At 72.3% G+C, this 13,451-nt stretch carries 14 protein-coding genes and 1 riboswitch; of the genes, 6 read left to right on the top strand and 8 right to left on the bottom strand.

What is annotated here, in order from left to right:
• Nucleotides 1-279: 279 nt before the first annotated feature.
• Together ACGF2V_RS22240 and ACGF2V_RS22235 are read left to right on the top strand one after the other, a co-directional pair.
• Entirely contained in the window at nucleotides 280-507 is a 228-nt protein-coding gene (locus ACGF2V_RS22240; RefSeq protein WP_362620099.1) for an antitoxin, read from the top strand.
• Nucleotides 504-875 carry a fic family toxin-antitoxin system, toxin component gene (locus ACGF2V_RS22235; protein WP_362620236.1) on the top strand — a complete coding sequence of 124 codons (372 nt, stop codon included), beginning with the start codon at nucleotides 504-506 and terminating at the stop codon, nucleotides 873-875. Before ACGF2V_RS22240 ends, ACGF2V_RS22235 begins: the two co-directional genes overlap by 4 nt.
• A 92-nt stretch (nucleotides 876-967) precedes the next feature.
• Here the strand turns inward: ACGF2V_RS22235 and bioD are convergent, their stop codons facing one another.
• Genes bioD through bioB form a run of 3 tightly spaced genes read right to left on the bottom strand, consistent with a single transcriptional unit; the run spans nucleotide 968 to nucleotide 4,155 of the window.
• On the bottom strand, nucleotides 968-1,657 hold the full coding sequence (gene bioD / locus ACGF2V_RS22230; protein ID WP_362707778.1) for a dethiobiotin synthase: 690 nt from the start codon (nucleotides 1,655-1,657) through the stop codon (nucleotides 968-970).
• A gap of 1 nt (nucleotide 1,658) precedes the next feature.
• Nucleotides 1,659-2,963, bottom strand: a complete 1,305-nt coding sequence (locus ACGF2V_RS22225; RefSeq protein WP_362707781.1) for an adenosylmethionine--8-amino-7-oxononanoate transaminase — start codon at nucleotides 2,961-2,963, stop codon at nucleotides 1,659-1,661.
• Entirely contained in the window at nucleotides 2,956-4,155 is a 1,200-nt protein-coding gene (gene bioB / locus ACGF2V_RS22220; RefSeq protein WP_362707783.1) for a biotin synthase BioB, read from the bottom strand. Before bioB ends, ACGF2V_RS22225 begins: the two co-directional genes overlap by 8 nt.
• Before the next feature lie 142 nt (nucleotides 4,156-4,297).
• On the opposite strand from bioB, the gene ACGF2V_RS22215 reads away from it, so the two are divergent.
• Entirely contained in the window at nucleotides 4,298-5,440 is a 1,143-nt protein-coding gene (locus tag ACGF2V_RS22215; protein WP_362707786.1) for an 8-amino-7-oxononanoate synthase, read from the top strand.
• A gap of 368 nt (nucleotides 5,441-5,808) precedes the next feature.
• A complete protein-coding gene (locus ACGF2V_RS22210) occupies nucleotides 5,809-6,240 on the top strand; it encodes an ATP-binding protein (RefSeq protein WP_362707882.1) in 432 nt (143 codons plus the stop codon).
• 138 nt (nucleotides 6,241-6,378) lie between these two features.
• On the opposite strand, the gene ACGF2V_RS22205 is transcribed toward ACGF2V_RS22210, so the two are convergent.
• The 3 genes from ACGF2V_RS22205 to ACGF2V_RS22195 form a co-directional block, all read right to left on the bottom strand.
• Nucleotides 6,379-6,852 carry a C40 family peptidase gene (locus ACGF2V_RS22205; protein WP_362620109.1) on the bottom strand — a complete coding sequence of 158 codons (474 nt, stop codon included), beginning with the start codon at nucleotides 6,850-6,852 and terminating at the stop codon, nucleotides 6,379-6,381.
• A gap of 3 nt (nucleotides 6,853-6,855) precedes the next feature.
• Nucleotides 6,856-7,052, bottom strand: a riboswitch (cyclic di-AMP (ydaO/yuaA leader).
• A 337-nt stretch (nucleotides 7,053-7,389) separates the two neighbouring features.
• Nucleotides 7,390-7,698: a hypothetical protein gene (locus ACGF2V_RS22200; protein WP_362620111.1), complete on the bottom strand. Its 309-nt coding sequence runs from the start codon at nucleotides 7,696-7,698 to the stop codon at nucleotides 7,390-7,392.
• Between the two features lie 6 nt (nucleotides 7,699-7,704).
• On the bottom strand, nucleotides 7,705-8,340 hold the full coding sequence (locus ACGF2V_RS22195) for an ATP-dependent Clp protease proteolytic subunit (protein WP_362620240.1): 636 nt from the start codon (nucleotides 8,338-8,340) through the stop codon (nucleotides 7,705-7,707).
• A 103-nt stretch (nucleotides 8,341-8,443) separates the two neighbouring features.
• Here ACGF2V_RS22195 and ACGF2V_RS22190 point away from each other — a divergent pair, with 103 nt between their 5' ends.
• Together ACGF2V_RS22190 and ACGF2V_RS22185 are read left to right on the top strand one after the other, a co-directional pair.
• Nucleotides 8,444-8,770: a type II toxin-antitoxin system Phd/YefM family antitoxin gene (locus tag ACGF2V_RS22190; protein WP_362620113.1), complete on the top strand. Its 327-nt coding sequence runs from the start codon at nucleotides 8,444-8,446 to the stop codon at nucleotides 8,768-8,770.
• A gap of 494 nt (nucleotides 8,771-9,264) precedes the next feature.
• Nucleotides 9,265-10,842 carry an alpha/beta hydrolase gene (locus ACGF2V_RS22185; RefSeq protein ID WP_362707789.1) on the top strand — a complete coding sequence of 526 codons (1,578 nt, stop codon included), beginning with the start codon at nucleotides 9,265-9,267 and terminating at the stop codon, nucleotides 10,840-10,842.
• Between the two features lie 95 nt (nucleotides 10,843-10,937).
• Here the strand turns inward: ACGF2V_RS22185 and ACGF2V_RS22180 are convergent, their stop codons facing one another.
• A complete protein-coding gene (locus ACGF2V_RS22180) occupies nucleotides 10,938-11,987 on the bottom strand; it encodes an NAD-dependent epimerase/dehydratase family protein (RefSeq protein ID WP_362707792.1) in 1,050 nt (349 codons plus the stop codon).
• Nucleotides 11,988-12,202: 215 nt separating this feature from the next.
• Entirely contained in the window at nucleotides 12,203-13,435 is a 1,233-nt protein-coding gene (locus tag ACGF2V_RS22175) for a hypothetical protein (protein ID WP_362707795.1), read from the bottom strand.
• Nucleotides 13,436-13,451: the final 16 nt, after the last annotated feature.

Below are 13,451 nucleotides of genomic sequence, written 5' to 3'. Positions count from 1 at the left end.
GACAGCCGCCTGCGGGGCGACTGCCTGCCCGCGAGGCTGCGGGGGCGCTTGCTGTGAGAGACCGAACCGGCGCGTTCCGGATCCGACCGAGACCTGGCCACAGCACCCTTTGCAGCATCGTGAGGCCGATCGCGCGGTTCGGCCGCCCGGTCTTCCGGAGGGGGCCCTGCGGTTGGGGGCGCGGGCACGCGGATGGGCACCCGGTGTGACGGGCCGCTCGTGCGGGGGCGCCATGGTGCCCCTCTGTCGGTGCCGACATTCGCGCGCTAGCGTGTTTCCGTGCCCAGGACTCGGTTGAACGTGAGCGTGGACGAGGCCACCGCCGAGGCGGCGCGCCGACGGGAGGTGCAGAGGGGGATGAGCGTGAACCGTTACGTGGAGGAACTCGTGCAGCGGGATGCCGGCACGGTGGGGCATACATTCGTGGAGGCTGCGGGCGACTTCATGGAGCAGTACGGGGCGGTCTTCGCGGAGGAGTACGGTCCGGAGTGCGAAGGCACGCGTTGAACCTCCGGATCGACCTTGCCTGGCTGCTGATGGTGGCCGAGCACAAGACCCCCGGCGATCCGCAGGTCGTCGACTGGGGCGCGCTCGTGGCCGCGGTGGCCCGGCACGAGGCGGAGATCTTCGGCAGCCCCGTCTACAGCGACCCGCACTCCAGGGCGGCGGCCTTGTTGCAGTCGCTGATTCACGTCCCCGCGCTCGAACACTCCAACGCCATGTTCTCCTCGGCCGTCGCGTACGGCTACCTCGTCGCGTCCGGGCTGACGGTCGTCACCTCCCCGGAACGGGTGCGGGACCTCGCGCGACTGGTGAAGGAGGACAAGGCGGACGTCCGGGCCATCGCCGACGAGCTGCGGCAGTGGAGCCATTGACCGTCCCCGCCCCGGCCCGTCCCCGATGGTGCGCCCCGCACGACGGCGGGCGCCGGGCCGGGCGGCGGGGCGTCGCGCCGCGGTTCGGCCGGTCATCCGGCGGGTCGGGTCCCGCCCAGTTCCACCGCCAGCCAACTCCTGGCCGCCGCACGGAAGTCGACGGGCGCCAGCGCCCCCGCCCCGGCCGGTACCGCCCCCAGCAGCGGGGCGCCCGCCGCCACCGGCAGGTCCGCCACATTGCAGCGCGCCGCGAGGTCCGGTTCGGCGGGCATGCTGCCCACCACCACACCGAGGCACTCCAGCTCCCGGCTCCGCAGGGCCTCCGAGGTCAGCGCGGTGGCGTTGAGCGTGCCCAGTCCGGCCCGCGCCACCACCAGCACGGGAGCGGACAGCAGCCGGGCCGCGTCGGCGAGGGTCGAGCCCGCGTCGTCGAAGCGTACGAGCAGACCACCGGCGCCCTCGATCAGCACCATGTCGTGCTCGGTCGCCAGCTTCTCGGCGGCCTCGGCGATCTCGTACGGGCGCACCGGTGGCAGTCCGGCCCGCCGGGACGCCGTGGCGGGCGCCAACGGCTCGGGGAAACGCGCCAGTTCGACCGCCGTCACATGGCCGCCCGCCAGCCGTGCCACCTCTGCGGCGTCCCCCGGCTCGCCGGGCGCCAGACCCGTCTGGGCGGGCTTGAGCACCGCGACGCGCCGGTCCCGCCACGCCGCCGCCACGGCGGCGGTCACGACGGTCTTGCCGATCTCGGTGTCCGTGCCCGTCACCACCAGAACGCTCATCTCAGCCCTCCCGCGCGGCCGCGCACACGGCGCGGCAGATCCGCGCCACATCGTCGTCATCGGTCACATACGGCGGCATGGTGTAGACGAGATCGCGGAACGGCCGAAGCCACACCCCTTCCCGTACCGCCGCTCGGGTCGCGGCGACCATGTCCACCTCGTGGTCGAGCTGCACGACACCGATCGCTCCCAGCGTCCGCACCTCCCGCACCCCGGGCACGTCCGCCGCCGGAGCGAGACCGTCCCGCAGCCCGGCCGCGATCCGCTCGACGTCCCGCTCCCAGTCCGCGCCCAGCAGCAGATCCAGGGACGCGCACGCCACGGCCGAGGCCAGTGGATTGCCCATGAACGTCGGACCGTGCGCCAGCACCGGCACCTCGCCCCGTGAGATGCCCTGGGCGACCCGTGAGGTGCACAGCGTCGCCGCCATCGTCAGATAGCCGCCGGTCAACGCCTTGCCCACGCACATGACATCCGGTGAGATCCCTGTGTGTCCGGCCGCGAACAGCTTCCCCGTACGGCCGAACCCGGTGGCGATCTCGTCGAACACCAGCAGGACGTCGTGCGCGTCGCACGCTTCGCGCAGCACCTTCAGATAGGCGGGGGAGTGGAACCGCATCCCGCCCGCGCCCTGCACCACCGGCTCCACGATCACCGCCGCCAGCCGGTCCGCGTGCTCCGCGACCAGTGCCCGCAGATGGCGTACGTACTCCGGGTCCGGTTCCGCGTCGAAACCGGCCGGGGGCGCGTCCGCGAAGACCTGCCGGGGCAGCACGCCCGACCACAGCTCGTGCATGCCGCCCTCGGGGTCGCACACCGACATCGGCTGCCAGGTGTCCCCGTGGTATCCGCCGCGCCAGGTCAGCAGCCGCTGCTTGGCGGGCCGCCCCGCCGAGCGCCAGTACTGCAGACACATCTTCACCGCGACCTCGACCGACACCGAACCCGAGTCGGCGAGGAAGACGTGCCGCAGCGGTTCCGGGGTGATCTCGACCAGCCGGGCGGCCAGCCGCACGGCCGGCTCGTGGGTGAGCCCCCCGAACATCACATGGCTCATCCGCTTCAGCTGACCGCGTGCCGCCGCGTTGAGCACCGGGTGGTTGTAACCGTGTATCGCCGACCACCACGACGACATGCCGTCGACCAGTTCGCGGTGCCCGTGGGCCGGTTCGGCCAGCCTCAGGCGTACCCCGGACGCGGACTCCACGACCAGCGGCTCCTGACGTCCCGGCATCGGGCCGTACGGATGCCAGACGTGGGCCCGGTCGAGCGAGCGCAGTTCGGCGGGGGAGAGGGGCTCAGGCATTGGGGGCGAGATCCGTACCGGCGCCGCGACGCCGCACCGCCACCAGATCCGGGCGCGCGGCCGGGGCGTCACCACCACTGGCAACGGCTTCTGCGGGCGTGTCGCCACCACGGGCGGCGGCCTCCGCGGGTTCGTCGCCGCACGGCGCGCACCCGCCGTCGTGGCCGCCGCAGCCGCCGCCCGCCGGAGCGCGGTGCGCGGGAAGCGTCGTCGTGTCCGCGCCCTCCACCTCGAAACCGGCGTCCGCGATCATGTCCAGATCCGCCTGCCCGGCCTGCCCCTCGCTGGTGAGGTAGTCGCCCAGGAAGATCGAGTTGACCAGGTGCAGGGCCAGCGGCTGCAGCGAGCGCAGATGTACCTCGCGCCCGCCCGCGAGGCGTACCTCCACGTCAGGGCAGACGAACCGGACCATCGCCAGGATGCGCAGGCACCGCTGCGGCGTGAGGTTCCACTCCTTGGCCAGCGGGGTCCCCTCGAACGGGATCAGGAAGTTCACCGGTACCGAGTCCGGGTCCAGTCCGCGCAGTGAGAGGACCACGTCGACGAGGTCGGTGTCGCTCTCTCCCATCCCCGCGATCAGCCCGGAGCACGCCGACAGCCCCGCGGCCTGCGCCTGCCGCACGGTCTCCACCCGGTCCGCGTAGGTGTGCGTGGTGGTGATGGCCCCGTACGTCCCCTCGGACGTGTTGAGGTTGTGGTTGTACGCGTCGGCGCCCGCCGAACGCAGCCGCTCGGCCTGCCCGTCGGTGAGCAGACCGAGGCAGGCGCACACCTCGACGCCCTCGTGCCGCTCCTTGATCGCCTCGATGGTCTCCGACACCCGGTCGACGTCACGGTCCGTCGGACCACGGCCGCTCGCCACCAGGCACACCCGCTTGGCGCCCCCCGCCACCCCGGCCGCGGCGGCCTGCGACGCCTCGTCCGGCTTCAGCCACGTGTACGTGAGGATCCCGGCCTCGGAACCGAGCCGCTGCGAGCAGTACGAGCAGTCCTCGGGGCAGAGCCCGGACTTGAGATTGACCAGGTAGTTCAGCTTCACCCGCCGCCCGAACCACTGACGGCGCACCTTTCCGGCCGCGGCCACCACGTCGAGCAGGTCGTCGTCGGGGGTCGCCAGTACGGCGAGGGCTTCTTCGCGGGTCGGCAGCTCGCGCCGCAGCCCCTTGTCCACCAGCGTGTTCAGGAGGTCCATGGGATTGATCCTGGCCCATGACACACCCCGCCGCCAAGGAGGAACCGGACAACGCGCCCTGGGAAGGGTGTGTGTATTGCCACACCATGACCCACTGCTCCTGCGGTTAGGGTCTGTGAACTGCCTACAAAAGGGACCGCTCATGTCCTACGCCCCGTTCGACTGGATCGACGACGCGGCACGCCGCCGCGCGGACGCCGGACTCGTCCGTACGCTCCGCCCGCGGGCCGCTGGGACGGCGTTCCTGGATCTCGCGAGCAACGACTATCTGGGCCTGACCCGGCACCCCGAGGTCACCGGGGCGGCGGCCGAGGCCGCGCGCCGCTGGGGCGGCGGCGCGACCGGTTCACGGCTTGTCACCGGTTCCACCGACCTGCACACCGAGCTCGAACGCGAACTGGCCGAATTCTGCGGGTTCGAGGCGGCGCTGGTGCTGTCGTCGGGGTATGCGGCCAACCTCGCCGCCCTCACCGCTCTCACCAGCCGCGACTCGCTGATCGTCTCCGACGCGGGCAACCACGCCTCGATCGTCGACGGCTGCCGGTTGTCCCGGGCCGACACCGTCGTCGTCCCGCACGCCGACCCCGGCGCCGTGCGCAAGGCGCTGCGGGCGCACGGGGGCCGTGCGCTGGCGGTCACCGACTCGGTCTTCTCGGTCGACGGCGACGCCGCGCCGCTGCCGTCGCTCTGCGAGGTCTGCCGGGCGGAGGGGGCCGCACTGCTCGTCGACGACGCGCACGGCCTGGGGGTGCTGGGAGAGGGAGGCCGGGGCGCGCTCGCCGCCGCGGGCCTCGCGGGCGGCGAGGGAATCGTGGCCACGCTCACCCTCTCCAAGTCCCTCGGCAGCCAGGGCGGAGCGGTCCTCGGCCCCGCCCAAGTGATCGAACACCTCGTCAACACGGCCCGGACGTTCATCTTCGACACGGGCCTGGCGCCGGCCGCCGCGGGCGCCGCACTCGCCGCCCTGCGGCTGCTCGTCCGGGAGCCGGGACGCGCCGGGCGGGTCCGCGAGGTCGCCGCCGGGCTGTACGGGCGGCTGACGGCGGCCGGTCTGGCAGCCGTACGTCCGGACGCCGCCGTGGTCTCCGTACGGGCCCCGTCGGCGGACGCGGCGGTGCGCTGGGCGGCGGACTGCCGCGAGGCGGGGGTCGTGGTCGGGTGCTTCCGGCCGCCGTCGGTGCCCGACGGCGTCTCCCGGCTGCGGCTGACCGCGCGCGCCGACCTGACGGACGAGCAGGTCACCGCCGCGGTGGAGACCGTACGACGCACCGCACCCGTCGACTGACCCGGCCCCGGCCCCGGCCACGGCCCTGGAGCGGACCGTGGACGCCGAACGCTCCCCGTCGTCCGGCGCCCGCCGCCCCTCACGCCACGCCGTGGCACCGCCTTCCGGGGAGGCTCCGCCGCGTGCGCGGGCCCTTCTTCCTTCGTGTACCGAGTGGTCCGTGCCGAGGCGTACCCAGTGGTTTCGTCCGAGCGGACAGCGTGGCGCACATGTACGGTTTTCCGGGGCGGAGTTCACCGCATCGAGCGACAGATACATGCATATCTTGGCGGATCACCGTCACAAAGGGCGGGATGAGTGGCAATCTGGCGCGAAGCGCAACCAGGACCGAGCGCGTGTCGGTCCGGGTGGGAGAGGGGCGACTCGCCATGGCGGACCAGCGGGAAGCAAGCATCACTCTGCCGAGCGAGCGGGTCTCGGTCCCGGTGGCCCGTGGGCACGTGTCCCGGGTGCTCGCCGAATGGGGCCTGGCGGCGGACACCGATTTCGCCGACACCGTGCGGCTCGTCGTCTCGGAACTCGCGACCAACGCCGTGCAGCACACCTTCGGGCAGTCGCCCACCTTCACCATCGACCTCAGGCTGGAGCGGGAGGAACAGCTGTTCCTCGGGGTGACGGACAGTCATCCGCGCCGGCCCCGCCGATTGCCCGTTGCCGTCCAGCAGGACAACGGGCGGGGCATGATGATCATCCGCATGCTGGCCATGGAGCGTGGTGGCCGGCTCTCCGTCACGCCCACCCCGGACGGCGGCAAGACGGTATGGATCGAGCTCCCGTGGAGCGTCTCCTCGCCCGACTGACCTGCCTGCCCACCGGTCCTGCCCTGGCGCCCGGTCCTGTCGTGCCGGCTGCGCCGGGTCCGGGCCCTGCGGCGGATGCGCGGGGCCCTCCTCGTGGGCCGGAGCCGTTCGGCGTTTCCGGTCCACAAGGACGGCGGGTCAGCGGACTCGTCCGTAGGAGACGCTCTTCGACCAGATCTTCTCCAGCCGGACCACCGCACCGGTCCGCGGCGAGTGCCAGATCTTGTTGTGCCCGGCGTAGATCCCGACGTGGTAGACGTTTCGACCGTAGTGGAAGAAGACCAGGTCTCCGCGCTTGCGGTGCGAGGCCGAGATGTGGCGGGTCCTGTTGTACTGCTGCTGGGCGGTGCGGGGGAGCTTCTTGCCCGCCTTCTTGAACGAGTAGACCGTCAGCCCGGAGCAGTCGAAGCGGTGGGGGCCGGTGGCACCCCACCTGTACGGCGAGCCCTTCTTCGACGCCGCGACGTCGAGCGCCTTGAGCGACGGCGTGGCCGCCTGGGCCTTGGTGACGGCGCCCGGGGCGAGCATGGTGCCGCCGACGGCGGCCAGCGTCAGAACCGAGACCGTACCGGCCCGGGCGAGCAGAGACGGGACATGAACCTGCGCAGTCATGCGCAACCCTTCGTCAGCCGCCTGTGAAGGATGACCTGTCGGGTTCGGACTGGCGAAGTTGCCCGGCCGCGCTCGGCGGCTTCACCCCAAGGGTCGACCGATGTTCCGGCCGACCCGTTGTGCTCGGGTCCTCCACTCCTGCCGATCCACTCCTGTCGACCAGTCATCCGGGCGGCGGCAGGACTCGGCGTCCGCCCGGACCGCCCCGCCGCGGTGGCGGGGGCTTGTCGTCCCAGGGATCTTGACTCACCGACAGCCGGATTTCCGAGCTGACATGGTGATATGTGAGAGTCCTCACGACTAACCCGTTCGAGTTGAGGTGAGGCGTTCGAACGCCGCGCCGGGCGTGTGCGCCGGTCGCGCACCAGGGGCGGAAGGGCGGATTTCTCCCGCTGGTCATCAGTAAACAGCAAGTTGGGATTTTTCTGAGAGTGGCGTTTTCTACGCTGAACAGCGTAGGAAAATCGGATGGCTCACCGGGCGTGTCGCGTGGTGGGGTTGCCGGCGAGTCGGTGGACGTCACGAACGGGCGAGCGATCAATCGGGCGGGACGGTGGGCAGGGTGACCCGCTCCGACCGTCGTTCCCCGTCCAGGGCGCGCAGCGCCCGTGCCAGGGTCCCGGCGTGAATCCGCGCCTCGCCGCGTTCGTGCATCAGTGTCAGGGCGTCGCGCAGCGCCCTCGCTCGCGAGGCCAGCGCCTGTGCGGCGCGCAGTGCCCCGTAGGTGTCGCTGCCGCGGGCCGGGTTGATCCGGCCCAACTGGTCGAGGACGTCGAGGTAGCAGTCGATGAACTCGCCCTCCGCGCGTGTCAGTGCCGGCAGCGGAGGCGGATCGGACGGACGCATCGTCCCTCACCGCGAACCGTGCGACGGGAACGATGCCTTCCGGCTCTTCACGACGTGGTCCACCAGGCCGTAGTCGCGGGCGCCCGCCGCGTCGAGAACGAGGTCGCGCTCGATGTCCTCGGCGATCCGCCCGGCGTCGCGGCCCGTGTGACGGGCCATCAGTGCGACGAGCGTCTCGTGGACCCGTTCCAGTTCCCGCGCCTCGATCTCCAGATCGGAGGGCTGCCCGTGGACGGGCTCCGCGAGCGCGGGCTGGCGCATGACGACGCGCGCCCCCGGCAGTACGTGCCGCCGCCCCGGGGCGCCCGCGGCGAGCAGGACGGCGGCCCAGGCGTCGGCTCGGCCCAGGCAGTACGTCTCCACTTCGCACGTGAGGAATTCCATCGTGTCGTGAACGGCGGTCATGGCCGCGAACGAGCCTCCCGGGGAGTTGATGTAGAGGGAGACGGGCCGGTCAGGGGCGGCGTGTTCCAGATACATGAGCTGCGCGATCAGATCACCGGCCGCGGCGTCGTCGAGTTCGGTGCCGAGGAGGACGATCCGCTCGGCCAGCAGCTTGGAGTACGGATCGAGGGTGCGGGTCCCGTGGGCCGTGCGCTCGGTGAACTCGGGCAGCACGTGTCGAGCGGTGGGGCGGAGCAACATGGCGTTTCCTCTCCTTGCGGGAGGCGCGCGGCCTCGGACCAAGCGCGCGTCCGCATCGCGAAAAAATGTACAGGACGTACAGAAGGTTATGATGGGGAGCATGGCCTACGAGATTCCGGTGACGCAAGCCCGAGCTGAGCTCGCCGAACTGATCAACCGTGTCGTCTACGGCGGCGAGCGCGTGGTCGTGACGAGGCACGGCAAACCGCTCGTCGCCCTCGTCTCGGCCGCTGACCTGGAGCGACTGGAAAGCGGTGCGGAGGCTGCCGAGGAGCGGGTGATCAGCTCGGTCTCCTCGATCGGCTCCTCGATGTCCGCTCCCGGCGAACGCCGACGGTTCGGCATCGCGGCGGAGCACACGGGAACGGGACACACGGGACGCACGGGAGGCGAGGAGCGCACGGGGCGCGACGAGCCGGGGCGCTGAGCCGGACGCACCCGCCGACGACCCGCGCCACGCCGACGCCCTGCGCGCGGAGGTGACGGGTGGGGGGGCAGGGCGACGTACGCGCTGGGCCGGCGCGCGCTCCCAGCCGCTTCCCGGGGGAGGCTTGCCGGCCGAGGAGGCCGCACGTCCGGCAGCTCGTCACTGATCCGTGTGCGACCGCGACTCGACCTCCCCGGACCGCTCCCGCCGCATGCCCGCAACCCGCCGCGCCGATGCGGCATGTACCGCGCAGGGCCGCGTTCCGCGCAGGACCGCGTGCCGCGTGCCGCGGGACGCGGGAGGGCCGCGGAGCGCGGGAGGCTCCCGTGCGCGCTGAACACCGCTCAGCAGGACACGGACGCCCGGCTATCGATTTGGTAAAGAACTAGGTGTGCGACCTGTCCTCAGGAACCTCACAGACGACAGGATCCGCGAGAGGTCCTGAATGAATCACGCCGCCATCCGCGGCACTTCAGGTCTGGGGGAGGTTCCACTTGAGACGCACAGCAGCTCTCGGCTCGGCCGGTGCACTGGTGGCGGGCATGCTCGTATCGGGCGCGGTGACCGCGCCGACGGCCACCGCCGAGGGGCGTCACGACCGCGTGTCCGAGGCGCGCGGTGTCGAACTGGCCGCGGCCCGGGCGGCCCGGTCCGGCATCGACTGGAAGGACTGCCCGGCCGACTGGGGCCTGGCCAAGAAGATCGAGTGCGGCTGGGTGACCGTGCCGCTCGACTACGCCAGGCCGAATGGCAAGCAGATCCGCATAGCCGTCGACCGGCACATCAGCACCGGCACGGAGGCCGAACGGCAGGGCGCCCTGCTCTACAACCCGGGTGGCCCCGGCGGCTCGGGTCTGCGCTTCCCGACCCGGATCACCAGCGGGAATCGGCTCTGGGCGAACACGGCGAAGGCATACGACTTCGTGGGCTTCGACCCGCGGGGCGTCGGGCACTCCGCGCCGATCTCCTGCATCGACCCCCAGGAGTTCGTCAAGGCGCCCAAGGCCGACCCCGTACCCGACTCCGAGGCCGACAAGCTCGCCCAGCGCAAGCTCGCCGCCGAGTACGCGGACGGCTGCGCCGAACGCAGCGGCGACATGCTGCCGCACATGACCACGCCGAACACCGCACGTGACCTGGACGTCATCCGTGCCGCCCTCGGCGAGAAGAAGCTCAACTTCCTCGGCGTCTCCTACGGCACCTACCTGGGCGCCGTCTACGGCACCCTCTTCCCGGACCACGTCCGCCGCATGGTCGTCGACAGTGTCGTCGACCCGGCGAGGGACAACATCTGGTACCAGGCCAACCTCAACCAGGACATCGCCTTCCAGAAGCGCTGGGACGACTGGAAGGCATGGGTCGCCGAGAACGACTCCGTCTTCCGCATCGGCGACACCCCCGAGAAGGTCGAGCAGGCGTGGCTGACGCTGCGCGCCGCCGCCAAGAAGAACCCGATCGGCGGCGTCGTCGGACCCGCCGAACTCATCGGCTACTTCCAGAGCGCCCCCTACTACGACTCCTCCTGGGTGCCCGTCGCCCGGACCTGGAGCAACTACCTCAAGGGCGACACCCAGGGCCTCGTCGACGCCGCCGCCCCGAACATGTCGGACATCAAGGGGAACATCGCGTCGGAGAACGGCAACGCCGTGTACACGGCGGTCGAGTGCACGGACGCCAAGTGGCCCACGAACTGGCGGAAGTGGGACCGCGACAACACCCGGCTGCACGAGCAGTACCCGTTCATGACCTGGGCCAACGCCTGGATGAACCTGCCGTGCGCGACCTGGTCGGCCAAGCAGCAGCGTCCGCTGAACGTGAAGACCGGCAAGGGACTTCCGCCGGTGCTGATCGTGCAGTCCGAGCGCGACGCCGCCACCCCGTACGCGGGCGCCGTCGAACTGCACAAGCGCTTCAGGGGCTCCCGCCTCATCACCGAGCGGAACGCCGGTTCGCACGGTGTGACCGGCCTGGTCAACCCCTGCATCAACGAGCGGGTGGACGCCTACCTGCTCACGGGGAGGACCGACCGCGCCGACGTGACGTGCGACCCGCACGCCACGCCGAAGCCGTGATGATGCGAGCACGACCACGACGCGAGTGAGCGGCGGCCACGGGCGGCCGGTGGTTTCGACCACCGGCCGCCCGTGCCGTGGTGCGGCACCGCGTCTCATGCTCCGCGGTCGTACGACTCCAGCCAGGCGTCCTCCGCCGCGTAGTCGAACAACTGCCTTCCGTACGACCGCAACAGGACGGGGAACCCCTCCGTCCAGTCCCTGCCCTCCAATCGGCCGGCGAGCCATTCGACGGTCTCGGGAAGGGATTCCACGTACCCGGTCACCGGCCGGTACCCGAGCTCGCGCCCGGCGGCCGTCATGTCGTACACGACCGGATGGGCGATGGTCCACGGGGTGGCGCCGACCTCGTCCTTCCCGGGCGCGCCCGCCATGAGTACGGTCTCGGTCCGCCGGCCGAGCACCGCGTCGACGGCCTCGCCGATCTCCGCGACCGTCGGCGCCTGCGGATCCCCGGCGTTGAGCACCCGCGAACCGGGCCGTCGCGCGGACAGCCGGATCAGCTCGGCCAGGTTGGAGACATGGGCCGGGTGGAAGCGGGACGTGCCCCCGAAGGCGAGCACCCGCCGCGCCCGGCCGTCCAGGACCCGCTTCACGAAGTACAGCTCGCGGGGGGAACGGCAGTACGGCCCGTGGATCGCGCCCGCCCGCAGCAGCGTCACCGGCAGCGCCTCGCCCGCCGCCAGCAGATCCCTCTCCAGCCGCACCTTGCGCGTCGCGTACGTGGCGTCGCCCGGGGGCACGGTGCGCTGTGTCTCGGCGATCGGCACGGGGTAGCGCGGTGCCCCGTCGGGTTCGTCGGCCGTGTCGAAGCCGCGCCCCTGTTCGTCCGCGTACACCGCGCCGCTGGAGATGACCACCGCCGAACCGATCCGGTCCGCGAGACCGGTCAACTGCCGGGCGTGTTCCGCCCCGTAGGCCACGGCGTCGACCAGCACGTCGCAGCCGTCGCCCAGCGCCGCCGCGAGCGCCCCGTCCTCGTTCCGGTCGAGGGCCACCGCGCGCACCGCGCCGTCCCACCGCTCGTCCCTGCCACCGCCGCGCGAAGCGGCCGTCACCTCCCAGCCGTCCTCGACGAGCGCCCGCACGGCCGCCCGCCCGATCTGTCCCGTCGCTCCCAGTACCCATGCGCTTCCCCTGCTCATGAGGCGACGCTAGGCCGGAACCACCGCCCACGACAGCGCGTTCACCGAGCGCGGATTCGCTGTCGGCGTGGCGGTCCGGGGAACTCCCACGGTTCGTCGGACGGGCCTGCCACGTGCGTGCACCGGGGTGCCGCCCGAAGCGCCCGCCCTCCCGCTCGAAGCACACCGGGCCCACGGGGGACGCGGGTGCGACGCGCGAGGGCGGCGCGTCGCACTCACACCGGAGCCGGTCCACCGACCCGCAGCACCACCGGACCCATCAGCCCGCTCACGCGCCGGCCGGGGAAGACGACGTGGGTCGGGCTCGTCGCGTCCAGGCGCGGCGCCAGCGTGTTGAACACGAGGATGTCGAGGACGTCGTCCCCAGGGCCGGCGAGCCCCGTCAGATCGAACACGTACGGGGAGCACACCCGCACCCCGGCGAGGACGCCGCCGACCCGCACCTCCGCCGTCCCCCGGACCCGTCCGAGATCGAGCGACACCCGGCCCCCGCCGGTCCCGGCGGGCACGGTCACCACACGGCGGTACCGCACCCCGCCGCTGTACTCGGCGAGGCCCCGCGTCTCCCAGTCGCCGACGCGCATCCGCCCGGCACCGACCTCGCAACGCACCGGGCCGGCCAGCGCCGCACCCCCTTCCCACCCCGGTACCGTCCGGATGCGCAGGGCCGCCGTCCGGGGACCGGAAGGACCCGCGGCCGACAGGTCCACCGAGACGGTGCTAACGCCTCGCGCGCCGACGGCGACGGACACGGCGCATTCGGAACCGTCCACGAACACCCGCGTCGCGCCGCGCACCGGCGCGGACAGCCGTGTGGTCCCCGCAGGCAGCTCGCACCACAGCCACTCCACCGCCCCCCGGCTGCCGGGCACCGCGAACCGGACCGGCAGCACCGTCCCGTCGTCCGCGTCCGGATCCAGCCAGGCGGCGCCCGGCAGCGGATGCGGACGGCGGCGCAGATGCAGGGCCGCCGGATCGCCCACCGGCTCACGACGCACCGCGACCGGCACCCGTCTGGCCGCCGTCCCGGCCCACCAGCCGCCGCCGCTGTGCAGGGCGGTGACCGGGCCGCCGTTCCCGTCGTCGAACGCCGCGTCCACCAGGACCGCGCGATCGGCCCCGGGCGCCGGCTCCACGGTGATCTCGTTGTCACCGACGCGCAGGGCCCCCGCCACCTCGTGCCGCCGCACCCGCGGCACCGCGTGCGCGGCGTACGGGTCGAAGCCGCCCCGCCTGCCCACGACCTGTCCGTTGACGCGCACGACGCAGGGCACGCGAGAGGCCACCTGGACGACGGCCCGGGCGGGGACCGCGAGACGGACCTTCGTTCCCATCGGCCCCGGCGCGTGGATCCACTCCGGGCGCAGGAAGCGCCCCGGATCACGCACGAGCGCCACATGCGCACGCAGGTGCCGGGCCGACTTCAGGATCCTCCCGTACGTCACCACCCCCGGCGCCCCCGTC

It is taken from the genome of Streptomyces sp. NPDC047982, from assembly GCF_043204165.1.
Taxonomy (GTDB): Bacteria; Actinomycetota; Actinomycetes; order Streptomycetales; family Streptomycetaceae; genus Streptomyces.
Note: the sequence above shows the minus strand (reverse complement) of the source record. Positions and strands in the feature narration are given on the sequence as shown.